This window comes from Corynebacterium sp. ACRPE (genome assembly GCF_022347435.1).
Classification (GTDB): Bacteria; Actinomycetota; Actinomycetes; order Mycobacteriales; family Mycobacteriaceae; genus Corynebacterium; species Corynebacterium tuberculostearicum_D.
The window spans coordinates 1-22122 of the sequence record NZ_JAKRNA010000025.1; the positions used below are offsets into that span (position 1 = coordinate 1).

23 protein-coding genes and 2 tRNA genes are annotated in these 22122 nt (G+C 58.9%); 13 read left to right on the forward strand and 12 right to left on the reverse strand.

Features of this window, described 5'->3' with window-relative positions:
* Positions 1–233: 233 nt before the first annotated feature.
* The 4 genes from MHY13_RS10235 to gyrA form a co-directional block, all read right to left on the reverse strand.
* Positions 234–306: transfer RNA gene (locus MHY13_RS10235), tRNA-Ala, on the reverse strand.
* 9 nt (positions 307–315) lie between these two features.
* Positions 316–392 (reverse strand) — tRNA-Ile (locus MHY13_RS10240).
* Between the two features lie 163 nt (positions 393–555).
* The gene (locus MHY13_RS10245; protein WP_049378050.1) at positions 556–894 is read right to left on the reverse strand and encodes a DUF3566 domain-containing protein; all 339 of its coding nucleotides are present in this window, start codon (positions 892–894) and stop codon (positions 556–558) included.
* A 3-nt stretch (positions 895–897) separates the two neighbouring features.
* Positions 898–3450: a DNA gyrase subunit A gene (gyrA, locus tag MHY13_RS10250; protein WP_239283034.1), complete on the reverse strand. Its 2553-nt coding sequence runs from the start codon at positions 3448–3450 to the stop codon at positions 898–900.
* A 78-nt stretch (positions 3451–3528) separates the two neighbouring features.
* Here gyrA and MHY13_RS10255 point away from each other — a divergent pair, with 78 nt between their 5' ends.
* The 5 genes from MHY13_RS10255 to MHY13_RS10275 are packed head-to-tail and all read left to right on the forward strand — an operon-like array spanning position 3529 to position 6388.
* Positions 3529–3750 (forward strand): CopG family transcriptional regulator, encoded by a 222-nt coding sequence (locus MHY13_RS10255; protein ID WP_239283035.1) that lies wholly within the window; start codon positions 3529–3531, stop codon positions 3748–3750.
* Between the two features lie 6 nt (positions 3751–3756).
* Positions 3757–4017 carry a cell filamentation protein Fic gene (locus MHY13_RS10260; protein WP_239283036.1) on the forward strand — a complete coding sequence of 87 codons (261 nt, stop codon included), beginning with the start codon at positions 3757–3759 and terminating at the stop codon, positions 4015–4017.
* 38 nt (positions 4018–4055) lie between these two features.
* Positions 4056–4412, forward strand: coding sequence for a hypothetical protein (locus MHY13_RS10265; RefSeq protein WP_239283037.1), 357 nt, complete (start codon positions 4056–4058; stop codon positions 4410–4412).
* Positions 4413–4432: 20 nt separating this feature from the next.
* Positions 4433–4870, forward strand: coding sequence for a hypothetical protein (locus tag MHY13_RS10270; protein WP_150850214.1), 438 nt, complete (start codon positions 4433–4435; stop codon positions 4868–4870).
* A 42-nt stretch (positions 4871–4912) separates the two neighbouring features.
* Entirely contained in the window at positions 4913–6388 is a 1476-nt protein-coding gene (locus MHY13_RS10275; RefSeq protein ID WP_239283038.1) for an MFS transporter, read from the forward strand.
* A 70-nt stretch (positions 6389–6458) separates the two neighbouring features.
* Here the strand turns inward: MHY13_RS10275 and gyrB are convergent, their stop codons facing one another.
* From gyrB to dnaA, 5 genes are all read right to left on the reverse strand, one after another.
* The gene (gene gyrB, locus MHY13_RS10280; RefSeq protein WP_005325988.1) at positions 6459–8528 is read right to left on the reverse strand and encodes a DNA topoisomerase (ATP-hydrolyzing) subunit B; all 2070 of its coding nucleotides are present in this window, start codon (positions 8526–8528) and stop codon (positions 6459–6461) included.
* Positions 8529–8685: 157 nt separating this feature from the next.
* On the reverse strand, positions 8686–9255 hold the full coding sequence (locus MHY13_RS10285) for a DciA family protein (RefSeq protein WP_005325990.1): 570 nt from the start codon (positions 9253–9255) through the stop codon (positions 8686–8688).
* Positions 9248–10423 (reverse strand): DNA replication/repair protein RecF, encoded by a 1176-nt coding sequence (recF, locus tag MHY13_RS10290; protein ID WP_005325992.1) that lies wholly within the window; start codon positions 10421–10423, stop codon positions 9248–9250. The genes MHY13_RS10285 and recF overlap by 8 nt, the downstream gene beginning before the upstream one ends.
* Positions 10423–11604: a DNA polymerase III subunit beta gene (dnaN, locus tag MHY13_RS10295; protein ID WP_005325994.1), complete on the reverse strand. Its 1182-nt coding sequence runs from the start codon at positions 11602–11604 to the stop codon at positions 10423–10425. The genes recF and dnaN overlap by 1 nt, the downstream gene beginning before the upstream one ends.
* A gap of 731 nt (positions 11605–12335) precedes the next feature.
* Complete coding sequence (dnaA, locus tag MHY13_RS10300) at positions 12336–13973, reverse strand: chromosomal replication initiator protein DnaA (protein WP_239283039.1); 1638 nt, start codon at positions 13971–13973, stop codon at positions 12336–12338.
* 670 nt (positions 13974–14643) lie between these two features.
* Between dnaA and rpmH the strand changes: the two genes are divergently transcribed.
* Genes rpmH through MHY13_RS10340 form a run of 8 tightly spaced genes read left to right on the forward strand, consistent with a single transcriptional unit; the run spans position 14644 to position 19530 of the window.
* Entirely contained in the window at positions 14644–14787 is a 144-nt protein-coding gene (gene rpmH / locus MHY13_RS10305) for a 50S ribosomal protein L34 (protein WP_003847033.1), read from the forward strand.
* 3 nt (positions 14788–14790) lie between these two features.
* Complete coding sequence (gene rnpA, locus MHY13_RS10310; RefSeq protein WP_239283040.1) at positions 14791–15153, forward strand: ribonuclease P protein component; 363 nt, start codon at positions 14791–14793, stop codon at positions 15151–15153.
* Between the two features lie 47 nt (positions 15154–15200).
* Positions 15201–15416, forward strand: coding sequence for a membrane protein insertion efficiency factor YidD (gene yidD, locus MHY13_RS10315; RefSeq protein WP_005326014.1), 216 nt, complete (start codon positions 15201–15203; stop codon positions 15414–15416).
* Positions 15417–15429: 13 nt separating this feature from the next.
* Positions 15430–16407, forward strand: coding sequence for a membrane protein insertase YidC (yidC, locus tag MHY13_RS10320; RefSeq protein ID WP_239283041.1), 978 nt, complete (start codon positions 15430–15432; stop codon positions 16405–16407).
* Between the two features lie 29 nt (positions 16408–16436).
* A complete protein-coding gene (gene rsmG / locus MHY13_RS10325) occupies positions 16437–17036 on the forward strand; it encodes a 16S rRNA (guanine(527)-N(7))-methyltransferase RsmG (RefSeq protein WP_049378067.1) in 600 nt (199 codons plus the stop codon).
* A gap of 10 nt (positions 17037–17046) precedes the next feature.
* A complete protein-coding gene (locus tag MHY13_RS10330) occupies positions 17047–17895 on the forward strand; it encodes a ParA family protein (protein ID WP_005326889.1) in 849 nt (282 codons plus the stop codon).
* Positions 17896–17901: 6 nt separating this feature from the next.
* Positions 17902–18942, forward strand: coding sequence for a ParB/RepB/Spo0J family partition protein (locus MHY13_RS10335; RefSeq protein ID WP_239283042.1), 1041 nt, complete (start codon positions 17902–17904; stop codon positions 18940–18942).
* Between the two features lie 9 nt (positions 18943–18951).
* The gene (locus tag MHY13_RS10340; RefSeq protein ID WP_239283043.1) at positions 18952–19530 is read left to right on the forward strand and encodes a hypothetical protein; all 579 of its coding nucleotides are present in this window, start codon (positions 18952–18954) and stop codon (positions 19528–19530) included.
* 9 nt (positions 19531–19539) lie between these two features.
* On the opposite strand, the gene MHY13_RS10345 is transcribed toward MHY13_RS10340, so the two are convergent.
* From MHY13_RS10345 to trxB, 3 genes are all read right to left on the reverse strand, one after another.
* Positions 19540–20721 (reverse strand): N-acetylmuramoyl-L-alanine amidase, encoded by a 1182-nt coding sequence (locus tag MHY13_RS10345; RefSeq protein WP_239283044.1) that lies wholly within the window; start codon positions 20719–20721, stop codon positions 19540–19542.
* 88 nt (positions 20722–20809) lie between these two features.
* Positions 20810–21133 (reverse strand): thioredoxin, encoded by a 324-nt coding sequence (trxA, locus tag MHY13_RS10350; RefSeq protein WP_049378064.1) that lies wholly within the window; start codon positions 21131–21133, stop codon positions 20810–20812.
* Positions 21134–21139: 6 nt separating this feature from the next.
* Positions 21140–22066 carry a thioredoxin-disulfide reductase gene (gene trxB, locus MHY13_RS10355; protein WP_005326022.1) on the reverse strand — a complete coding sequence of 309 codons (927 nt, stop codon included), beginning with the start codon at positions 22064–22066 and terminating at the stop codon, positions 21140–21142.
* Positions 22067–22122: the final 56 nt, after the last annotated feature.

Sequence of the window (22122 nt, forward strand, 5' to 3'; positions counted from 1 at the left end):
GCCCAGCCCTCTACGACAACGCTATCGACACCGACTACACCCACTCAATCGGCATTCAAAAAGGCCAAATCTAACCCCCGCGACACGCCGAGCCAGACACACATTTTGACCCTTAACCCCCGCAAATCCACACGAAATGTCCCTTAAGCCACATTCTGTCGTTTAAGCCTGAGAATGAGCGCGGAAATGAAAAATGTCCGGCCCCTCCAAAGAGGAAGCCGGACTTTATGCTGTGGAGCATAGGAGAATCGAACTCCTGACCTTCTGCTTGCAAAGCAGATGCTCTACCAATTGAGCTAATGCCCCATTGTTCCGTGGTGGGCCTAGCTGGAATCGAACCAGCGACCTCATCGTTATCAGCGATGCGCTCTAACCGACTGAGCTATAGGCCCTTGTGCGGAACGAGGATTAACTCTACATACTATCCCCGGATTTACACAAATCGCCTGCTCAACAGATATTTCCGGCCGGTAAGAAGAAGGGGAAAGATTCGCACAAAAGAAAGAAAAATACCGGCACCCGAAGGTACCGGCATCTTCCAACACAAGAGAGGTGCTAGCGGTTGTCTAAGTCGACTCGCAGGCCGCCAAAGACGTCCACGATGGCGTTATAAATAACCGCCATCAGGGGCGCCAGCAATGTAAGGAGAACGGCGAAAATAACGCCGATGAGCGCGGAGGCGGAGATGATGACGCCGAAGGTGACCTCGAATCCGCCGCCGACGCCGCCGACGAGGCTATTGAGCGATTCCCAAATGCCCACCTGGTTCAGGCCGATGTAGAGCAGGCATACGGCCAGCATCCAGGCGATGAGTCCGACGAGTGACAAGGCCAGACCCACGCGGAACGCGGAGGTGGGCGAGATTCGCGTAATCGTTACGTCTCGTCGTGCCATTAATTACTCCTCATCCTTGGAAGCATCGCCAGCCTTGTGCTCCTGCTGGACCTCATCCACGGTCTTTTCGCCCTTGGCTACAGCCTGAGCGTCTTCCTCACCATCTTCTTCGACGTTGCGGTCGATGGCAAGCAGTTCGACATCGTCAGCCAAGTTCACCAAGCGCACGCCCATGGTCGCACGGGAGGACGGACGAATCTGGTCCACCTCGGTGCGGATGACGCCGCCGGCGGAGGTGATGGCGAAGATCTCGTCATCCTCATCGACGGAGATGGCACCGATGAGCTTGCCGCGCTTCAGGGTGTACTTGAAGGTCATAACGCCCAAGCCACCGCGGCCCTGCGGGGTGTATTCCTCGATGGCGGTGCGCTTGCCATAGCCGCCAGAGGTGGCGACCAAAAGGAACTCGCCATCGTGGACCACGGACATGGATAGCAGCTGATCATCGCCGCGGAAGCGCATGCCCTTCACACCGGCGGTAGCGCGGCCCATGGGGCGCAGCTGGTCGTCGTCGGCAGTAAAGCGGATAGCTTGGCCCTGCTCGGAGGTAAGCAGGATGTCATCGCCCTCGGAGACGAGCTGTGCGCCGATGAGCGCATCGCCCTCGTTGAGGTTGATGGCGATAAGGCCAGCGGAACGCGCGGACTCGTAATCGGTCAGGCGGGACTTCTTCACGCGGCCCTGCTGGGTGGCGAGGACCAAGTAAGGAGCGTCCTCGTAGGACTGAATCTGGATGACCTGTGCGATCTTTTCTTCCGGCTGGAATTCCAACAGGTTAGCCACGTGCTGGCCGCGTGCGGCGCGACCACCCTCGGGCAGCTCATAGGCCTTAAGACGGTAGACGCGGCCGAAGTTGGTAAAGAACAAGATCCAGTCGTGCGTGGAGCAGACGAAGAAGTTCTTCACAATATCGTCCTGCTTGAGCTCAGCGCCGCGCACGCCCTTGCCGCCACGCTTCTGTGCCTTATAGGAATCCACCTTGGTGCGCTTAGCGTAGCCAGTAGAGGTAATGGTGACCACGACGTTCTCGCGGGCAATGAGATCCTCATCGGTGACATCGCCGGTTGCCGGGATGATTTCGGTGCGGCGTTCATCGCCATACTTATCGACGATCTCTGCCAGCTCATCGTGGACAATCTGGCGCTGACGCTCCTCGCGGGCGAGGATGTCCTTCAGATCAGCGATCTCGCGCTCGATCTCGGCCAACTCGTCGATAATCTTCTGGCGCTCCAGAGCAGCCAGCTTGCGCAGCTGCATGGCCAGGATGGCATCGGCCTGGATATCGTCGACGTCGAGAAGCTCCTTCAAGCCTTCGCGCGCCTCGTCCACGGTGGGAGAACGGCGGATAAGGGCGATGACCTCATCGAGCATGTCCAGGGCCTTGACCAAGCCGCGCAAGATGTGGGCGCGCTTCTCGGCCTCGTTCAAGCGGTACTGGGTACGGCGAACGATGACCTCGATCTGGTGCTCCACGTAGTAGCGCAGCATCTGATCCAGGCGGAGGGTGCGCGGCACGCCGTCAACAATGGAGAGCATGTTGGCACCGAAGGAGGTCTGCAGCTGGGAGTGCTTGTAGAGGTTATTGAGCACCACACGCGCCACAGCGTCGCGCTTAAGGGTGACCACGATGCGCATGCCCACGCGGTCGGAGGACTCATCCTCAATCTTGGAAATGCCCGCAATCTTGCCGCTGGCCACGGACTCCGCGATATTGGAGATGAGGTTATCCGGGTTGACCTGGAACGGCAGCTCGGTGATCACGATGGTTTGGCGGGATCCAGACTCCTCGATGGAGGTCACACCGCGCATGCGGATGGAGCCACGGCCGGTGGAGTAGGCATCCTTGATGCCTTGGTCGCCTACGATGAGGCCGGCTGTGGGGAAATCCGGGCCCTTGACGCGCTCCATGCAGGCGGCCAGAGCCTCCTCCTCCGACGCCTCCGGGTGGTCCAGCAGCCAGTAGATGGCCTCCGCCAGCTCGTTGAGGTTGTGCGGCGGGATGTTGGTGGCCATACCGACCGCGATACCGTTCGAGCCGTTCATCAGCAGGTTCGGCACACGCGACGGCAGGACCGTCGGCTCCTGGGTCTTCGAGTCGAAGTTGGGGGCGAAGTCCACGGAGTTCTCGCGGATGTCGCGCACCATCTCCATGGCCAGCGGGGTGAGCTTGCACTCCGTGTAACGCATCGCGGCCGGGCCGTCATTACCCGGCGAGCCGAAGTTGCCCTGGCCGTCCACCAACGGGTAGCGCATCGCCCACGGCTGCGCCATGCGCACGAGGGTGTCGTAGATGGCTCTGTCGCCGTGCGGGTGGTAGTTACTCATGGTCTCGCCCACGGCCTTCACGCTCTTCACGTACGAGCGCTCCGGGCGGAAGCCGGCGTCATACATGGCGTAAATGACGCGGCGGTGCACCGGCTTCATGCCGTCGCGCACCTCCGGCAGGGCACGGCCGACGATGACGGACATGGCATAGTCGATATAACTCGACTCCATCTCCTCATTAATGTCAATGGGAAATATGCGATCAAAAAGATCGTCGTTATTGTCACTCATAACGCCAAATTCTACCCTCTAGCGCCTTTCAGGGCTCGAATTGCCGCACGGGTGGTATCACCGTGGTATCACTGAAGTATGGCAATGACATTGCGGCTCACAGACGAGCAGGATCACGCCCTTACCTTGTTGGCTTCCGCGCAGGGCACCTCCAAGCACGAGGCGGTGGTGCGCGCCGTTGTTTCAGCGGCAGCCCGCACGCTTGCCGACGCCCACGTGCAATCCACCGCCCGCGCCCTCCTCCCCGGCCGCGCTGAGCTGGAGGCGGAAATCCGCCGTGCCCGGCCCGCACAGTCCTAGGCGAGCATGACTACTGAACAGCTCTACCTCTTGGCCCGCGAGTTTTGCGCTCGCTTTAACGTCCGCATCACCAACTTCGCCGCCCTAGCGGCCGCGGCAGCTGCCAGCACCGCCAAGGTGGAGGGAATAGCCATTCATGACAACCACCGCGATGCTGCCCGCGCCATGGCAGAGGTATTAGCCCGCGTGCCGGCGCTGAGCGGGTATAACGCAGAGTTCGCAAAGTTCAGCGCGCGCGTCTACCTTAGTGTTAAAGAAGTTACCTAAGTTACTGGGGATAGTGACCCAAGAAAGGAACTACCACCATGTCCCACTTCAAAAAGATCGCCGCCTCGAGCCTGACCGCCGTGGCGCTAGCTGCCACCGCCGTCACTGCTCCTACCGCCACCGCCGCTGATGCCGATTCCTGGCAGGACAACGTAAATCCGGCCTTTCAGCCAGGCGAGGCCGGTAGTTCCTCTACCGGTTCTTCCCAGCTGGATCTCACCCTGATCATCACCGCAGCGGCCGCTGGCGTCGCCGCGCTGGCCAGCGCCGTGGCGCTGTACTCCCCTAACGTGGATCTGGAGAAGGCTGCACGCGATGCCGGCCTGGGCCAGATTGCTGATCAGATTGCTGCCATTCAGGCCAACCTCCCTGGCCTGCCGGGCCAGCCCGCCTAACTCGCGTAAGGTGGTGCAGCATGGCACATCTTTCTGAACTTATGTCAGGTCCGCAGCGCACTGCGGTGATTAACGATTGCGGCGAGCTGGTTGAGGGGGTCGTCGCCAAGCAATCGGGCATTACCGGCATGGCGCTCAAGGGCGCCGTCGCCGCCGCGAAGAAGGTAGACCCCGCCATCATCACCAAGGCCCTAGGCCGCGTGCTACCGGATATCCTCGACGCTTTAGATCCGCACTGGCAAGAGTTTGCACGCAGCTCCGAGCAGGATTTCGGTTCCTTCCTCGAGCCCCGCAGCACCCAGGTGAGCGATTCCATCATGTCGGTGGCCGATAAGCACGCCGAGCAGATTAACTCCCCCGCGCTGTCTAAGCCTTATAACTCCTTGCGCGGTAAGGCCTCGAAGTTCCTCACCCCTGCGGTACCGGATTTCGGCCGCGTGCTGCAAAAACACATGTAGTTTCCGCGCGGTTGAACCTAGAACAAACCGCAGAGTATAAGTGTGGAAGTGACTACTTCCGCAGCTAACCAGACCGAGTACCCCGCCGGCCAAGATCCCGCCCGCTGGCGGGTCCTTATCGTTTTGCTTACGGCGCTCTTCATGTCTCTGCTGAGCGTGTCCATCGTGAACGTAGCCCTGCCCTCTATTCAATCGGGCCTGGGAGCCTCTGAGTCCGATGTGCAATGGGTGCTCTCCGGCTATGCGCTCACCTTTGGCGTCATCCTTGTGGCGGCCGGCCGCGCTGGAGATCTCGTCGGCCGCGGCGGAATCTTTTTGGCGGGCATTGCTATCTATTCCCTCAGCGCCGCCGTCGCCGGCTTTGCCCCCAACGCGGAGGCACTCAACGCCGCCCGTTTTATCCAAGGCCTAGGCGCTGGGCTGCTCAATCCGCAGGGCGTGGGAATGATCCAGCAGTACTTCCGCGGTCCGGAACGCGCCCGCGCCTTCGGCTACTTTGGCTCCACGGTGGGCATCGCTGTGGCTATCGGACCGGTACTGGGCGGCCTTCTCATTCGCCTCGGCGGCGCGGACCTAGGTTGGCGGCTGACCATGCTGGTCAATTTCCCCGTCGGCCTTATTGCCATCATCTTAGGATTGCTGTGGTTTCCGCGGCCGCTGTTTTCCCGCGTGCGCGATGAAAATGGCAATAAACTGGGCATCTTCAAGGCCCTTGCCACCCTGGATCCCATCGGTGCGGTGATTCTCGGTGCTGCAGTGTGGGCCATCCTCTTCCCCTTCATGGAATCCTCCGCTTCCCCGGCCGTGTGGTGGCTCCTACTGTTGGGCGCCGTCCTCCTTGTGGGATGGGTGCTGTGGGAGCGACACCACAAGGCCACCGGCCATCCGCCGATGGTGGATCTCACTATCTTCGCCACCCCGAGTTTTCGCAATGGCACCATCATCGCCACCTTGTGGTTTATGGGTATTACCAGCATTTGGGTGCTCGTGGCACTCTACTTCCAAAGCGGACTCGGACACTCCGCCCTAGCTGCCGGATCCGTAGGCATTCCGGCTGCCTTATTGAGCTCCATATCTGCCACACTGGCCGGCCGATCCGTATCCGTCCACGGCCGCAAGGTGGTGGTGTTGGGCATGCTCGTGACCATCTCCGGCCTCATTGCCACCATTGCGCTTATCTGGGCCACCGAGCAGTGGGGAGCCAGCGAATGGTGGATGGTCCTTTCGTTGGCCCTTGTTGGCGGCGGCCAAGGCTCGGTCATCTCCCCCAACCAAACGCTCACCTTGGCGCATGTTCCACAGGCCTACGCCGGATCGTCCGGCGCCGTCCTCCAGACCGGCCAGCGCATCGGTACGGCCATTGGGCTTGCCATTATTACGGCCATCGTTTTTGCCACCTTGCACGGCACAAGCGCGGACTGGCCGCTGTCCATCATTGCCGGCTTCGGCGTCATCCTCGCCATGTGCCTTGCTTCCCTAGGATTCGCCGTAGCGGATCAGCGCAGCTCCCAGGCTTAGGCCCGGTGCTTTCCGACGCCACAATTAAAGCCCACCGCGGTAAACTCCACGGTGGGCTTCATACTGCGCTCTAGATATCCAGGAAGCGGACGTCCTTCGCGCGGCGGGTAATGAAGGAGCGGCGAGCCGAGACATCATCACCCATGAGGATGGAGAAGAGCTCATCGGCGCGCTGCGCGTCTTCCAGATCCACACGGCGCAGGATGCGGGTGCTCGGGTCAAGCGTGGTCTCCCACAGCTCGGCGGCGTTCATCTCGCCCAGACCCTTGTAGCGCTGGATGCCGTCATCCTTGTTGATCTTGCGGTTTTGCTCCAGACCCTCGGCCAGCAGCTTATCGCGCTCGGCGTCGGAAAAAGCATAGCCCGGAGTACCCTTAGACCACTTGAGCTTGTACAGCGGCGGGTTAGCCAGGAACACGTGGCCATCCTCAACCAACTGCGGCATGAAACGGAAGAGCAAGGTCAGAAGCAGCGTAGCAATGTGCTGACCGTCAACGTCGGCATCGGCCATGAGCACGATCTTGTCGTAGCGCAGCTTCTTGATATCGAATTCCTCGTGGATGCCGGTTCCCAGCGCGGTAATAATCGCCTGGACCTCGGCATTCTTGAGGACCTTATCCATGCGGGCCTTCTCCACGTTCAGGATCTTGCCGCGCAGCGGCAGGATGGCCTGGAACATAGAATCGCGGCCGCCCTTAGCGGAGCCACCTGCGGAGTCACCCTCCACGATGTAGAGCTCGGAAATCTTCGGATCCTTCGAGCGGCAGTCTGCAAGCTTGCCTGGCAGGCCGCCGAGGTCGGTGGCGGACTTGCGGCGCACCATCTCGCGAGCCTTGCGGGCAGCCATGCGAGCATGCGCGGAGGACACGGCCTTATTGATGATGGCCTTAGCCTCAGCCGGGTTGGCATCGAACCAGTCATTGACGTGCTCGTTGACCGCGCGCTGGACAAAGCCCTTGATCTCGGAATTGCCCAGCTTGGTCTTGGTCTGGCCCTCGAACTGCGGATCGCCCACCTTGACGGAAATAACGGCCGCCAAGCCTTCGCGGCAGTCATCGCCGGAGAGGTTGCCGTCCTTTTCCTTGAGGAGCTTATGCTCCTTGGCGTAGCGGTTCATCAGGGAGGTCAGGGCCGCACGGAAGCCCTCTTCGTGCGTGCCGCCCTCGTGGGTGTTGATGGTATTAGCAAAGGTGTGAACGGACTGCTTATAGCCCTGATTCCACTGCAGCGCTACCTCGACCTCGTGATCCTCGCCCTTCGCATCGAAGGAAACGATGGTCGGGTGGATCGCGGTCTTGGACTTATTGAGGTACTTGACGTAGTCGGTCAAGCCATCCGGGTAGTGGAAGGTTACCTTCTTGCGGCGCTTCTTATCCGCCGCAGCGTCCTTCGCCTCGCCGGATTCTTCATTAAAGGTATCGCCGGCGTCCGGGGCATCATCAAAGGAGGTTTCATCCGCGCTGGTCTCGCCGGATTCTGCATCGGCGATTTCCTCCAGCTCGATCTGCTCTTCGGTGACGCGCTCGTCAATGAGCTCAATGCTCAGGCCCTTGTTCAGGAAGGCCATTTCCTGCAGGCGGCGGGCGATGGTGTCGTAATCGTACTCGGTGGTTTCGAAAACTTCCGGGTCCGCCCAGAAACGAATCTTGGTGCCCGTGCCGCGGGCATTGCCACCCTCAACGAGCTCGTCTGGGATGGCGTTCTGGAAGTTTTGGTACCAGTGCTTGCCGTCACGCTTAATCTCCGCCTCCACGCGGGTAGAAAGCGCGTTCACCACGGAAATACCGACGCCGTGCAGGCCGCCAGAAACGGCGTAGGAGTCGGAGTCGAACTTACCGCCGGCGTGCAGCTGGGTCATGACCACCTGGACGGTAGGTGCACCAGAGGCGTGCATTTCTACCGGAATGCCACGGCCATTATCGATGACCTCGACGCCGCCATCCTCCAGCAGCTTGACGGTAACCTTATCGGCGTAGCCGGCCATGGCCTCATCGACGGAGTTATCAACGATCTCCCAAATGAGGTGGTGCAGGCCGCGCGAACCGGTCGAACCAATGTACATGCCGGGGCGCTTACGGACGGCCTCGAGGCCCTCCAGGATCGTAATTGACCCGGCATCATATGCGTGTTCTTCAGCCACGGATTCGTGCTCTCCTTTTGGCTATAGCTAATTCTAAGACCTTGACTATTCTACACGGATACCCCCTACTGAAAGACACCCCACACCCGTGAGAGATAGGAATCTGGCGCGCTCTGAGGTTCTTTACATTGTGCAGGTCTGAGTAAACCTCAGCCTATTAGCCGTAGGTATCTTGTGATCCTTGCGGTTTGACCCACTGCCGCCCCTCATAATTGCGCCTTTGCTTCGGCCCGTGAATCCGCAGTTCCACAATGACATCGGGGCCCAGGCGGTCAGAGATTTTCCGCAGGATTTGCCGCTGCAGGTAGCGCAGCTCCGTTGCCCACGTGGAGTTATCGCAGGATACGTAGACAATCTTGTCCTTAATCCGCTGCGGCTGCGTATGCGCGGCGATGCGCTCGCCCACCAGATGCTCCCAATTGCCCATCACCCAGCCATTGGCCAGGTCATGCTCCCACCCACGGTTGACTACCTCGCGGTTAATTTGGGATCCCAGGCTCGGCACGGTCAAGGTGCGCCGCTTCTTCCTGCCATCCGGGCCAGTGGGTATGCCCCGTTGATAGCCCATATACCCCTGCTTTTGCGCCTTCTCCAGCGAAGGCACCGGCATCTTCGGCACCGGACGGGTCAGCTTCGGCGGGTTTTTGGAGGTGGACCGAACCAGCTTGAAGTACTGGGTGACGGGATCGATGCGCTGCTTGCCGACGCCCCCTTGATCCTCACTCATTCCCTTCACCTTCCTCGGCGCTGAGCTTGGAGATGCGACCGGTCTCGGTATCTTCTACGCTCACGCGGTAGCGCACGATGGGTTCCAAATTTCCGGGCAAATCCTCGTCCACGGCCGCGGTGATGAGCACCTGTTCGGCCTCGGCGGCCAAGTGGACTAGCTGCTTGCGGCGCTTAGCGTCGAGCTCGGCAAAGACATCGTCCAAGATAAGCACCGGATCCGATCCTCCCTCCTGGCGCAGGAGGTTGAATTCCGCCAGGCGCAGCGCGATGGCATAGGACCACGTCTCACCGTGGCTGGCAAAGCCCTTGGCCGGCTGATCGCCCAGGTTGAGCACCAGATCATCGCGGTGAGGGCCCACCAGGGAAATGCCGCGTTCGATCTCGCGCTGCCGGGCGGCGGCCAACTCGGTGAGCAGCACGGCCTCTAGTACCTCGCGATCGGAGGTATCGATCGTGGACTTATATTCCACGTGCGCCGGCCGCGATTCTGGCGCCAGGCCGGAATAGGCGGCGGGGATGTGGTCCAACAGGGCGTCGACAAGCGCAAGGCGTGCGGCGATCACCTGGGCGCCGAGCCGGGCAAGCTGCGCATCCCAGGTATCCAAGGTGGCCAATGCGGCGGCGCCATCGCTATCGGAATAGCCGCGGCGCAGGCTGCCGGAGGCCGATTTCAGCAAGGCATTGCGCTGCTTGAGCACCTTGTCGTAGTCGGCCTTCACACCCGCTAGCCGCGGAGTCCGCGAGGCAATGATGCTATCGAGGTAGGCGCGGCGCCCGGCCGGCTCCCCGCGCACCAGGGCCAAGTCCTCCGGGGAAAAGAGCACAGTTTTTACCACGCCCAGCAACTCACGAGGGCTGCGCAGGCGGGTGCGATTAATCTGTGCTTGATTGGCCGCGTGGGGCTTAATCAGCAAATGGGTAGTAAGCTCGCGGCCTTGGTTCACCGCGGTAATGGATACCCGCGCGCTGTCCGCGCCCTGACGCACCAGCGGTGCATCGTGGGAAACGCGGTGGGAAGAAAGGTGGGCGGTATAGCCAATGGCCTCGACGATATTGGTCTTGCCAAAGCCATTGCGCCCGACAAAAAGGGTGATCCCCGGCCCTAGCTGCACATTAAGTTCGGGCCACGAGCGAAAATCCCGAACATCGAGATCCCTGACGTACATTAGCCCGGCAGGCGAACCGGCATGAGCAAGTAGGTGAAGTTGGTCTCCGGCGTGGGGAAGTTGCCATCTTCATCGGCCTCAGGCAGCTCTTCCGGTTCTGGGATCATGATGGCTGGGCGGGAAGGCTCGGTAAAGCCGAAGACCACGCGGTCGGTATTGATAACGCCCAAGCCATCCTTGAGGTAGCCCGGATTGAAGGCGATGAGGAATTCATCGCGGCCATGGAATGCGCACGGCAGGGTCTCGGTCGCGTTACCAGCATCCGCACCGGCGGAAAGGGTCACCTGGCCATCGGCGAATTCCATCCGAATTTGCGCGTTGCGATCCGTCAGCAAAGACACGCGGCGGATTGCTTCCTGCAGCGGGGCGACCTCAATGGAGGCAATATTGGTGTGGTTCTTCGGCAGCAGTGGCTGCACATTAGGGAAGTCCGCATCCAGCATGCGCGTGGTGGTCTCGCGATTATCCGCGTGCAGGCCAAAGAGGCCATCAGCACCAATATTGTCATCGGTGCCCACGGCGATCTCCACTGGGATATTCAGGTGCGGATCCAAGGAACGACCGGTTTCCTGCAGGGTCTTCGCAGGCACCAAGAGTTTCGCTTCTACATCCGGCGACTTCGGCTCCCATTCCAAGGTGCGCATGGCCAGGCGGAAGCGGTCCGTTGCCGTCATCTCAATGTCCTTGCCACGGATATCCATGTGCACACCGGTGAGCATGGGCAGGGTGTCATCCTTGCCGGCCGCGGCGGCGACCTGGTGGATGGCCTCGACGAATAGCTGCGGCTGGATGGTGCCGGTAACCTCCGGCAGGACCGGAAGCTGCGGGTAATCATCCAGAGGGATCAGTGGCAGCTCAAAGCGGGAAGAACCACAGGTAACCAGTGCCTTGGAATCTACCTGGGAGATCTCTACTTCCTTGTTGGGAAGGGAAGCGACGATGTCAGAGAGGAGCTTGCCGGCTACTGCGATCTGTCCGGGTTCATCCACCATGCCGGCGATGCGGACGCGGGTGGATACCTCGTAATCGAAGCCAGTGAACTCAAGACCATTGTCATCCGCGGTGATGAGCATCGCGCGGAGCACAGGCTGGGTGACCTTGGACGGCAGGCTACGAGCAACCCACGCTACGGCGTTGGCAAGGTCATCTTTGGCCACGCGAAATGACACGGCTTCATCCATGGTGCGAAGAGCTCCTCTGGGGCAAGTAGGAAATTTGTTACTTACAAAAGACTGGCTTCCAACTTACCGCATCGGGCGGGGTGCGCCACAACGTGTAATTCCATCTCTGCCCGTTCGATCCGCGCCTGGCCGGAGGCAGGCCGGGCCGAATTCCACACACCCTCTTTCTTCTATACAGATCAGAGAAATAATTTAGTAGTAGTAATAAGCGCTGTGGGATCTGTGGGTAACCAGGTAAATGACAAGTTCAGGACACAGATCCGGGGTGTGCCAATTCTTGTGATCTTGCTGTGATCAATCGGGGCGAATTGTGGACAACTAACGGGATCACCGTTTTATCCACAGGTTTTGTCATTTGATCACCGATCTACACACAGCGCTGATCACAGGGCAGTTCTCCCAGCATAGAGCCTGTGGAATTTAAAACTGTGAGTAAGATCTATGAATTACAAAGATGGAATTACACAAGTGTGAATAACGTTGTGGATAACTCTTTTCCCAGTTAAGAGACTACCTTCTGCGGGTCTTGCGGCTTCTTTGTGGAATTACACGAAGGTATAGGCGGCTGTGTGGACGGTTTGGACCAGGTTTCGGCGTCTCAATCAAGAATTTCTGATCTGGTAGTTCTGGTCTCACCTTTAAGTAGTGCGAGCAGAATCCGCGAAGTGTCAAGGGAAAGCAAAAGCGCCCTCCTTTATATAAGGAAGGCGCTGCAGTAGTGGCGGAGAGATTTAGGCGCGACCGCGATTCTTGATGCGCTGGGTAAGCGCCTGGATCTCGTCGTAGGTATTGCGCTTTTCAGTCATCTCTTTGCGGATCTTTCGATCCGCGTAAATGACGGTGGTGTGGTCCTTGCCGCCGAACTGTTCACCGATCTTGGGAAGGGATAGCTCGGTAAGTTCGCGGCACAGATACATAGCCAACTGGCGTGCATGCGCCACCGCACGCTTTTTGCCAGCGCCGCGCAGAGTTTCTACATCAATATCGAAGAATTCTGCCGTGACCTCCATGATCGAGGTAGCGGTGATTTGCCTATCGGCGGAATCTGGGGCCAAATCGCGCAACGCGATTTCCGCCATCTCCACGTTGATCGGCTCATTCACCAAGGAGGAATAGGCCGAAACGCGGATCAGTGCGCCCTCGAGCTCACGAATAGAAGACTCAAAACGAGAGGCAATGAGCTCAAGCACGGAGCGATCCACCTCGGTGCCGTCATTGGCTGCCTTCTTCATCAAAATCGCGATACGCGTTTCTAGATCTGGCGGCTGAATATCGGTGATAAGACCGCCTTCAAAGCGGGTGCGGAGGCGATCTTCCAGCGTGGTTAGCTGCTTCGGTGGGCGGTCCGAAGACAAAATGATTTGTTTATTGGCTTGGTGCAGCGCATTGAAAGTATGGAAGAACTCTTCCTGGGTGGATTCTTTGCCTTCCAAGAACTGGATGTCATCGACCATCAAAATGTCGAGATTGCGGTAGCGCCGCTTGAAGGATTCCTGACGGTCATCGCGCAGGGAATTAATGTAGTCATTCGTGAATTCTTCCGAAGACACATACTTCACGCGCAGACCCGGATGCAGTACCTGGGCGTAATTGCCGGCGGCATGCAAAAGGTGCGTTTTGCCCAGACCAGAGCCACCCCAGATAAATAGTGGGTTGTACGCACGTGCGGGGTTCTCGGCCACAGCTACGGCGGCACCATTGGCAAAACGATTCGAAGAACCGATCACGAAGCTATCGAAGGTGTGCTTCGGATTGAGGGAAGTCTCACGGTTGGGATCGTGCGCCGGGGCCTCGCGCGGGATGCGGGCGGAATTGGTGTCAGAACCGGAGAAATTTCCCGCAGATTCTGCCTGCTGTTGGTTATAGTGCTGAGCCAGCTCATCCAGGCTTGCAGGGGCGTGACTCGACTGCCAATTGTTCTGGGAAGGGGCCTGCTGTGCAGCGGCATCCGTTTGCTGCGGGCGCGGAATGTAGTTCTGGGTGGATTCCGTGTTCTGTGGCGGTTGCGATTGAGGGGGCTGCTGTTGTTGAGGGGGAGTTGGTTGTTGTGCAGGGTCCGCGGCCGGCGGCTGTGGCTCTTGCGGGGTGGCAAGGGTAACCGCAAAGGAACACGGCCGGCCTAGGTGGCGGGTTAGTGCCTTGGCAATGTGCTCGCCCAACTCATTTTCGACCACATTTTTGGCATCCAAGTTCTCGGCGGCAACGAGGGTGTAGCCCTCAACCATCATGATGGGGCGAACCAGTTGGAGGTAAAGGCGCTGTGAGTGCGAAAAACTGGGGACCTCGGAATTGGGTTGCTCGGATTGTGCGAGCAGGTCATCAACGACCGCGCGCCAAACGGCATGCAGGTTCGCTTGTGGGTCAGTCACAACAGGCTACCTTTGTGGAATTTAGTCGGGGACGGGTGGACATTGAATAACAATTTTCACTGCGGATTCCACTGTGGTTTTCACATCGGTTTTTATCGAGTCACCTCGATCTCCACAGAGTTATCCACAGGTGTGGATGAAATAGTTATTCACAGCTTAGTTCATGACTGTGGATAACTCTTCATTGGTCATTTTATGGCCTTACGCTGCAGAAACTGCAAAAGTCTCAAGTGTTGATTTAGAGTTATCCACATGACCGGTTGGGCTGTGGAATTTGATTCTTCTGTTGTACCGCCGAAACGGCGGGTGTGTCTAGCGAGAAAAATTCACCACCCGGGAGCAGGTCGGGGTGGGCCTTGCGGTGTGGTGGATTAGGTGCAGCAAGAGCGCAGAATCTGGCCCTCTAGCTGCAGGAAAAAACATTTATGTAATTTCGGGTGTACCCGGGTGTCGATTTGTTTCCAGCGGCAGAAATCACGTAATCTGGCATGGTCTATTGCAACAAAGAGTTGCGCGTGAAAGTGACAGCGTCACCTCGCACTGGCTGGGCCCGTCGGCTAGCCGTGCACCGGAGAGACTGTGATGCGTCAGGTTCATGGAATCTATTCATCAGTGGGCGTGCCGCTGCATCGCGGTGGTGTGCCTACGCACAACTTCAAGGAGAATTAACGTGGCAAAGGGTAAGCGCACGTTCCAGCCGAACAACCGTCGTCGTGCTCGCAAGCACGGCTTCCGCACCCGCATGAGCACCCGTGCAGGTCGCGCCATTGTTGCAGCTCGTCGCAAGAAGGGCCGCGCAAAGCTGACTGCATAAGTTATGCTTCCAGCCCAGCACAAGCTCACGTCGCCGACGCAATTTCGGCGCACGATGAAGGGTAGTCGCCGGGCGGGCACTCGTACGGTCGTCGTGCATGCGCGCGACAACGCAGGTACGGACAAGGCAGTCGATATCGCCGCCACTGGGCCGCGATTTGGGCTGATTGTTTCTAAAGCCGTCGGGAATGCAGTGGTTCGCCACCGCACCTCCCGGCGGCTTCGCCATGTGTGCATGACATTCATTCCCAAGCTGCCTGCCAGCGTGGATGTTGTCATCCGTGCCTTGCCCGCCAGCGCCACTGCTAGCAGTGAGCAATTAGAAAAAGATCTTGCCAAAGCACTGCGCAAGCAATGGGATATCTAAACTCCCGCGGGGAGGAAATTCCCCCAGCCAGAGGATTGGCCAAACCAATGGTCAAAGTGGTTCGTTTCTACCAAAAACATGTCTCTGGCCTTAAGATGGTATCGACCTGTCGGTTCGAGCCGACATGCAGTGCTTATGCCCTAGAGGCGCTTTCTCAACACGGCGCAATCAAGGGTACGGCGATGGCAATAGCCAGGGTCTGCAAATGCGGCCCCTGGCATCCGGGCGGATTCGATCCGGTCCCGGGTACCAACAACAATTGAGGATTAAACACTCGTGCTTAATTTCATTTACTGGCCAATTTCGGCCGTTTTGTGGTTCTGGCACTGGCTGCTGTCCCTCGTAATGGACCCTGCCTGGGGCATTACCTGGATTCTGGCCATTGTGCTGCTGACCTGGACGCTTAAGGCACTAATGGTCAAGCCGACCATTAGCCAGATTCGTTCCTCGCGTAAGATGCAGGAAATCCAGCCTAAGGTGCAGGAAATCCGCGCGAAGTACGGTAATGACCAAACCAAGGCCGCGCAGGAAATGCAGAAGGTCTACAAGGAGTCCGGCGTTCGTCCGATGGCCGGCTGCCTGCCGGTCTTCGTGCAGATTCCAATGTTCGTTGGTTTGTTCCACGTGCTGCGCTCCTTCGACCGAACCGTGGCGGTAGCCGGTGGCTTTGGACATCCCAGTGGTGACCCAATGTCCATTGAGGAAAATGCTAATACCGCGAACTACATCTTTAAGCCGGAACTGGTCCAGCAGTTCTTGGATGCCAAGATTTTCGATGTTCCGCTGGTGACCAACCTGCGCTTGAACTCGCCGATTGTAGAGGGCGTGACCACCAGCCAGGCAGCCGTCATTATCGTTCCGATGATCGTCATCATTGCGGTCATGACGCACTTCAACGCCCGCATGAGCCTGAACCGCCAGGAAAAGCGCCGTGCCGCTGGTAAGACCCAAGCACCGCAGGGGCAGAATGCGGAAATGATGCAGCAGCAAATGGCTATGATGTCCAAGATGATGCTGTGGGTCATGCCGGCCATGCTGATTTTCTCCGGCTTCATCTGGCCGATTGGTTTGCTGTTCTACATGATGGCCAATACGGTCTGGACCTTCTTCCAAACCCGCATCGTCTATGCCAAGATGGACCGCGAGGAAGAAGAAGAGGAAGCCGCTAAGGTTGAGGCCAAGCGCACTTCCGCGCCTAAGCCGGGTGCCCGCAAGAAGGACAACCGCACCAAGAAACAGCGCAAAAACAAATAAACACGGAGGAGAACCCCATCGTGTCCGAGATGGACCCGTCAGTAGTATTCGGCTCCCGCTTGCCCCTCGCGCAGGCTTACCATGATTCGCTCGCTACAGACGGGTCCACTCGTGGTTTTATAGGCCCCCGTGAGGTGCCACGTCTGTGGGACAGGCATATTATTAACTGCGCCGTCGTCAAGCAGGCAATCCCGGAGGGCGCCACGGTTATCGACGTCGGCTCGGGTGCTGGGCTGCCCGGCATTCCGCTGGCCATTGCACGCCCAGACCTGCAGATCACCTTGATCGAGCCGCTGCTCAAGCGCTATAACTATCTCAACGAGGTCGTAGAAGAGCTGGGCCTAGACAACGTAACGGTGCTGCGTGGCCGTGCCGAGGAAGGCCCGATTAAAAAGGCCGTGGCGGGCGCAGACGTGGTCACCTCCCGCGCCGTCGCACCGCTGGGCAAGCTGGCGAAATGGTCGCTGCCGCTCGTACGCAAGGGTGGTGAGATGATCGCGCTGAAGGGTTCTTCGGTACACGAGGAACTGGAGCGCGATGCCGGCGACATTAAGAAAGCCGGCGGTGGAAAGGCCGAGGTCAGCACCATCGAGGGAACCACGATCATTCGTGTCCCGCGCGTGAACTAAAGTAGACGGCATGACTAATCCGCGCCTTATCACCATTGCTAACCAGAAAGGCGGCGTAGGCAAAACCACCTCCGCCGCTAACTTGGCCGCAGCCCTAGCCACCGAGGGCAAAAAAGTGCTGGTGATCGATCTTGACCCGCAGGGAAACGCCTCCACGGCCATGGGCGCGGAACACAATTCCGGCACCGATTCCAGCTATGAGGTGCTCCTCGGAGACTGCACCGCCGAGAAGGCTATGCAGGCCTCCTCGCACAACGAGAACCTTTTTTGCATCCCCGCCACCATTGATCTAGCTGGTGCGGAGATCGAAATGGTCTCCTTGGTACGCCGTGAATTTCGGCTCTATGACGCCCTGCATAATGGCTTCCTTGAAGAGCATGGCTTTGAATATGTCTTCATTGACTGCCCGCCATCACTTGGATTGCTCACCATCAACGCCATGACGTGCGCTGAAGAGGTCATCATCCCGATTCAATGCGAGTATTACGCCCTGGAGGGCGTGGGCCAGCTGCTGGGAAATATCTCCATGATTCGTGAGCACCTCAACGAGGATCTACATATTTCCGCCGTGCTGCTGACCATGTATGACGCCCGTACACGTTTGGCCGAGGATGTGGCAGATAACGTCCGCGAACAGTTTGGCGCCGTGGTGCTGGCCAATGTTATCCCGCGCTCCGTGCGCGTTTCCGAGGCACCGGGGTACGGTACTACGGTTATTGATTACGCTCCCTCGTCCACCGGTGCCCGCGCGTACCTTGCGGCGGCGCGCGAGCTTAACCGGCGTGGCGATTACCGCCCGCACCCGACCACCGGGGCGATTGGCGTGAGCCCAGAGATTTACGCGGAATTGGAAGGATAGGAACTCATGGCAGAACAGAAGCAAGGCGGCCTTGGCAAAGGCCTAGCCGCACTCATCCCGTCCGGTCCTGATGCCCCTACCCGCAAGCCGCGCCTGGGAGATTCCGCCGCGGATATTATTTTGGGTAATTCCACCCCGCAGCCGGGCCGGAAGGGCGGCGAAGGCAAGCGCGTAAAGGGCGCTCCCACCATTCAGCAGGGCTCTGGTTCCGCGTCCTCCAAGAAGCGCCAGGCCACCCCGGCTCCTATTGGTGCGACCTACCGTGAGATTTCCATTGGGGATATCATCCCCAACCCAAAGCAGCCGCGCACCGTCTTCGACGAGGATGAACTCGGCGAGCTCGTCCACTCGATCCGCGAGTTTGGCCTGTTGCAGCCCGTGGTCGTTCGTCCTTCCGAGGAAGGTGGCTTTGAGCTCATCATGGGTGAGCGGCGTTGGCGCGCTTCCTCCAAAGCGGGCTTGGCCACGATTCCGGCCATCGTGCGCGATACCAAGGATGACAACTTGCTGCGCGATGCCCTTCTGGAGAACATCCACCGCGTACAGCTCAACCCCTTGGAAGAAGCGCACGCCTACCAGCAGCTGCTGGAAGAGTTCGGCGTTACCCAAAACGAGCTGGCAGACCGCATTGGCCGTTCGCGCCCACAGGTGACTAATATGCTGCGCCTGCTCAAGCTGCCGGTAGAGGTACAAAAGCGCGTAGCTGCTGGTACCTTATCTGCCGGCCACGCGCGTGCCCTATTGTCCTTGGATGACACCGAGGCCATGGAATACATTGCCAACCGCATCATCGCGGAGGGCCTGTCCGTACGCGCCACCGAGGAAGCAGTCACCCTCTACAAGCGCGATGGTAAGCCGGCCGAATCCAAGAAGAAGCAGCCGGTACCGCAGCCGCAGTACTTTACCGATTCCGCTGAGCGCCTGTCCGACCGTTTCGATACCAAGGTCACCGTGACCATGGGCAAGCGCAAGGGCAAGATGGTCGTGGAATTCGGCGACCAAGAAGATTTCGAGCGCATCATGGCGCTCATTGAGGGCCAGCACTAAACCGGGGCGATGATCCTCGAGCCGGTACGCGAAGGCGCGCACATTCACCGCCAGGCCGCGCGCAGCACCTTTTGGGAGCTGGAGGCCTCCGTGGTCGATCCCGCCTTTGAAAAGGAAGCGTGGCTGGCCACTACCCTGCTCTCCTTTGGTCAGTGCGGCTTTACTGTGGGCGAGGACGCCACCATTCTCTTTTGCTCCCGCGAGGATGCTGCCGGCGCAGCCAAGCTTCCCACCGCCCCCATTTCAGACGATGCGGAGATCATTACCTCGCTCTTCGTCAAAGCACATTTAATGGGGCGTGGCATTGAAGCAGTGCTTGTCGACGCCGCCATTATGCACCTCACTAACCGCGGCAGCACCGCCGTGGAAGCCTTTGGTTATTACGGCGATCCGACCGCAGCGGCGGATTTCTTGGGCCACAAACCGGCCTATATCGGGCTGATGTCTTATGAGACTTTGCGCTCCGCCGGCTTTGAGGTAGCCGCAGATCACCCAGTACTCCCCCGCTTGCGGCTCGAGCTGCCGCCCGAGCACGATATGCTTAGCGCGGCAGCGGCCGAAGACTTCCTGGCCCGCGCTTTGGCCTAGATTCGAGGCCTAGGACTGTTCGGCCTGGAGCAGCTCGGAGAACTTATAGGCGCCGGTTACGGCGGTGTCCTGCTCCATGAGGTACATGCGCTTTACGGCAATCACGATCGCCTCCGCAATGTCGTCGCGGCGGGACGGGTTGGTGAGGATCTTTATGTCCTCTGGGTTGGTCAGGTAGCCCAGTACGATCTGGATGACCGGCATCTGGGTCAAGCGCAGCAGGTCCCAGGTGCGGCCGTGGTTGCCGCAGTCCAGCAGCTCAGTGCGCGCGACAATCTCGCGCTGGATGAAACCGGAAAGGGTCTCACCAATGAGTGAGGAGTTGCCGGATTCGGAACCAAAGTAGAAGGTGGCAACACCATTGGCCTTCTCATTGGGGTAAGAATCGCAGGCTAGGGAAATGACTATGTCCGCATCGAAGGCATTGGCCAGCTCGGCGCGGGACTTGACGTCCGCATCGGAGGTGCGAGGACGGGAGATGATGGTTTCCATGCCTGCGGCAATCATGCGCCCCTCGATGCGCTGGGTGAGGTCCCACAGGATTTCTTGCTCGGAAATATCACCGAAGCGACCCTTGACCAGCTGGCCGGCGTCGCCGCCGCTCAAGGCGGGATCGATGACAACGCGCTTGCCCGCGAGTTTTGGTCCGGCGTTGCGGACGCGCTCACGCTCTTGGATATTGTGCGCGGAACCGCCGGTGATACGGCGGCCAAGCAGCCCAAGGGCACGGATGGTGGCGGGGCCGCACACACCATCCTCCTGCAGGCCGCAGTTGTGCTGATATTCCTTCAGCGCCGCGTGGGTATTGGTACCGAAGTGGCCGTCTACCCGCTGCTGGTAGAAGCCGAGCTCCTGCAGTTGTTGCTGGAGCTGCGAGATATCGTCACCTACCAGCTCATTCGCAGGCTCGTAGCTAAGTACGCGGCTGCCGAGCGTGTACGAGGCTTGGCGCAGTTCGCGCAGGGTGAGATCGTCGATCTCGCCCGTGGGCACGATACCGCGGGATTGCTGGAAGGCCTTGAGGACCTCAGACAAATTGGCATCAAAGCTCTTGTCGCTTTCGGAGTACTTCTGCTTCTTCCAAGCCGAAAGTTCCCCCTTGAAATCTGACAAGAGGCCGAGACGGGCCAAGGTAGCGCGAGTCTCAGCTACACGCACGCTTGTATCGCCGACTCGAAGAACGCGGTTCACGCCTTAATACCCCTTTCACAGCCCGCTTTAGTTAGGGCCGCATTCCAGAATTTCTACACGCTTAATCTAATAGGAATTAGATTAACAGTTAAAGCTGCTTTTTCACTTGCGCCACGATGTCATCTTTAGAACGCAGACCTACAAATTCGTCTACCTTCTCGCCGTGGTTGAAAATCAGCACATTTGGGATGGACATGATCTGGAACATGGCGCCTAGGTTGCGCTCTTCATCGACGTTAACCTTGGCGACGGTGACTTGGCCGTCCAACTCCTCCGCTACCTCTTCCAGGATGGGGGAAAGCTTCTTGCACGGGCCGCACCATTCGGCCCAGAAGTCGACGACGACGGGCTTATCGGACTCGATGACGTCCTTACGGAACGTATCGGTGGTTACTTTCTTGACATTGCTCATACTGAATTAACGGTTTTCTGCGAGGAAATGTTCCGCATCAATTGCCGCACGGCAACCGGAGCCGGCCGCGGTAATTGCCTGCTGGTAGTGGTCATCCACCAAGTCACCGCAGGCGAAAACGCCTGGCAGGGAGGTCTTGGTGGTGGGTTGTTCCACTACAACATAGCCGTTGTCATTGAGTTTGACCTGATCATTGAGGAAGGAAGAGCGCGGATCATGGCCAATTGCTACGAACATGGCAGTGACGTCCAAGGTGGAAGTCTCGCCGTTGGTGACGTCCTTGAGTTTGAGTCCGCCGACCTTGCCATCGGCTTCAATAACTTCTTCGACGACCTTATTGGTCTCCCACTTGATCTTTTCGTTGGCCTGGGCGCGCTCCAGCATGATCTTGGAGGCGCGGAAGTTCTCGGAGCGGTTCACAATGGTGACAGAGTCCGCGAACTTGGTGAGGAAGGTAGCCTCCTCCATGGCAGAGTCGCCGCCGCCGATAACGGCAATATTGTGGTCCTTGAAGAAGAAGCCATCGCACGTAGCGCAGGTAGAAACGCCGCGGCCGGTAAGTTCTTCCTCACCTGGTACGCCGAGGTGGCGCGGGGCGGCACCGGTGGCGAGGATGACGGCGCGGGCCTCAAAGAGCTCGTCACCCACGTGCAGCTTTTTAATATCGCCTTCCAGCTCAACGGAGTCAACGACCTCCATGCGGAGATCCGCACCAAAGCGGATGGCCTGGGCGCGCATTTCTTCCATGAGCTCTGGGCCCATGATGCCCTTTTGGAAGCCGGGGTAGTTTTCTACCTCGGTGGTATTCATAAGCTCGCCGCCGTACTCGAAGCCCTCGAATACAATCGGGTTGAGCTCGGCGCGTGCCGCGTACAGCGCGGCGGTGTAACCGGCAGGGCCGGAACCTACGATGGCAACATCGTGGACGGTCATTGCTAACTCCCTAAAATCAGAGTGTGGTTTCGCGTAACGCCCTGAGTCTACCCGCC

Bases quoted from the DNA above. Each gene is read 5' to 3' on its own strand.
- MHY13_RS10265 (WP_239283037.1), top strand. From the start codon at position 4,056: ATGTCCCACTTCAAAAAGATCGCCGCCTCGAGCCTGACCGCCGTGGCG.
- recF (WP_005325992.1), bottom strand. From the start codon at position 10,423: ATGTACGTCAGGGATCTCGATGTTCGGGATTTTCGCTCGTGGCCCGAA.
- MHY13_RS10340 (WP_239283043.1), top strand. From the start codon at position 18,952: ATGATCCTCGAGCCGGTACGCGAAGGCGCGCACATTCACCGCCAGGCC.
- rnpA (WP_239283040.1), top strand. From the start codon at position 14,791: ATGCTTCCAGCCCAGCACAAGCTCACGTCGCCGACGCAATTTCGGCGC.
- MHY13_RS10260 (WP_239283036.1), top strand. From the start codon at position 3,757: ATGACTACTGAACAGCTCTACCTCTTGGCCCGCGAGTTTTGCGCTCGC.
- trxB (WP_005326022.1), bottom strand. From the start codon at position 22,066: ATGACCGTCCACGATGTTGCCATCGTAGGTTCCGGCCCTGCCGGTTAC.
- yidD (WP_005326014.1), top strand. From the start codon at position 15,201: ATGGTCAAAGTGGTTCGTTTCTACCAAAAACATGTCTCTGGCCTTAAG.
- MHY13_RS10255 (WP_239283035.1), top strand. From the start codon at position 3,529: ATGGCAATGACATTGCGGCTCACAGACGAGCAGGATCACGCCCTTACC.
- dnaN (WP_005325994.1), bottom strand. From the start codon at position 11,604: ATGGATGAAGCCGTGTCATTTCGCGTGGCCAAAGATGACCTTGCCAAC.
- rsmG (WP_049378067.1), top strand. From the start codon at position 16,437: ATGGACCCGTCAGTAGTATTCGGCTCCCGCTTGCCCCTCGCGCAGGCT.
- gyrA (WP_239283034.1), bottom strand. From the start codon at position 3,450: ATGAGTGACAATAACGACGATCTTTTTGATCGCATATTTCCCATTGAC.
- MHY13_RS10245 (WP_049378050.1), bottom strand. From the start codon at position 894: ATGGCACGACGAGACGTAACGATTACGCGAATCTCGCCCACCTCCGCG.
- MHY13_RS10330 (WP_005326889.1), top strand. From the start codon at position 17,047: ATGACTAATCCGCGCCTTATCACCATTGCTAACCAGAAAGGCGGCGTA.
- MHY13_RS10285 (WP_005325990.1), bottom strand. From the start codon at position 9,255: ATGAGTGAGGATCAAGGGGGCGTCGGCAAGCAGCGCATCGATCCCGTC.
- trxA (WP_049378064.1), bottom strand. From the start codon at position 21,133: ATGAGCAATGTCAAGAAAGTAACCACCGATACGTTCCGTAAGGACGTC.
- MHY13_RS10335 (WP_239283042.1), top strand. From the start codon at position 17,902: ATGGCAGAACAGAAGCAAGGCGGCCTTGGCAAAGGCCTAGCCGCACTC.
- MHY13_RS10270 (WP_150850214.1), top strand. From the start codon at position 4,433: ATGGCACATCTTTCTGAACTTATGTCAGGTCCGCAGCGCACTGCGGTG.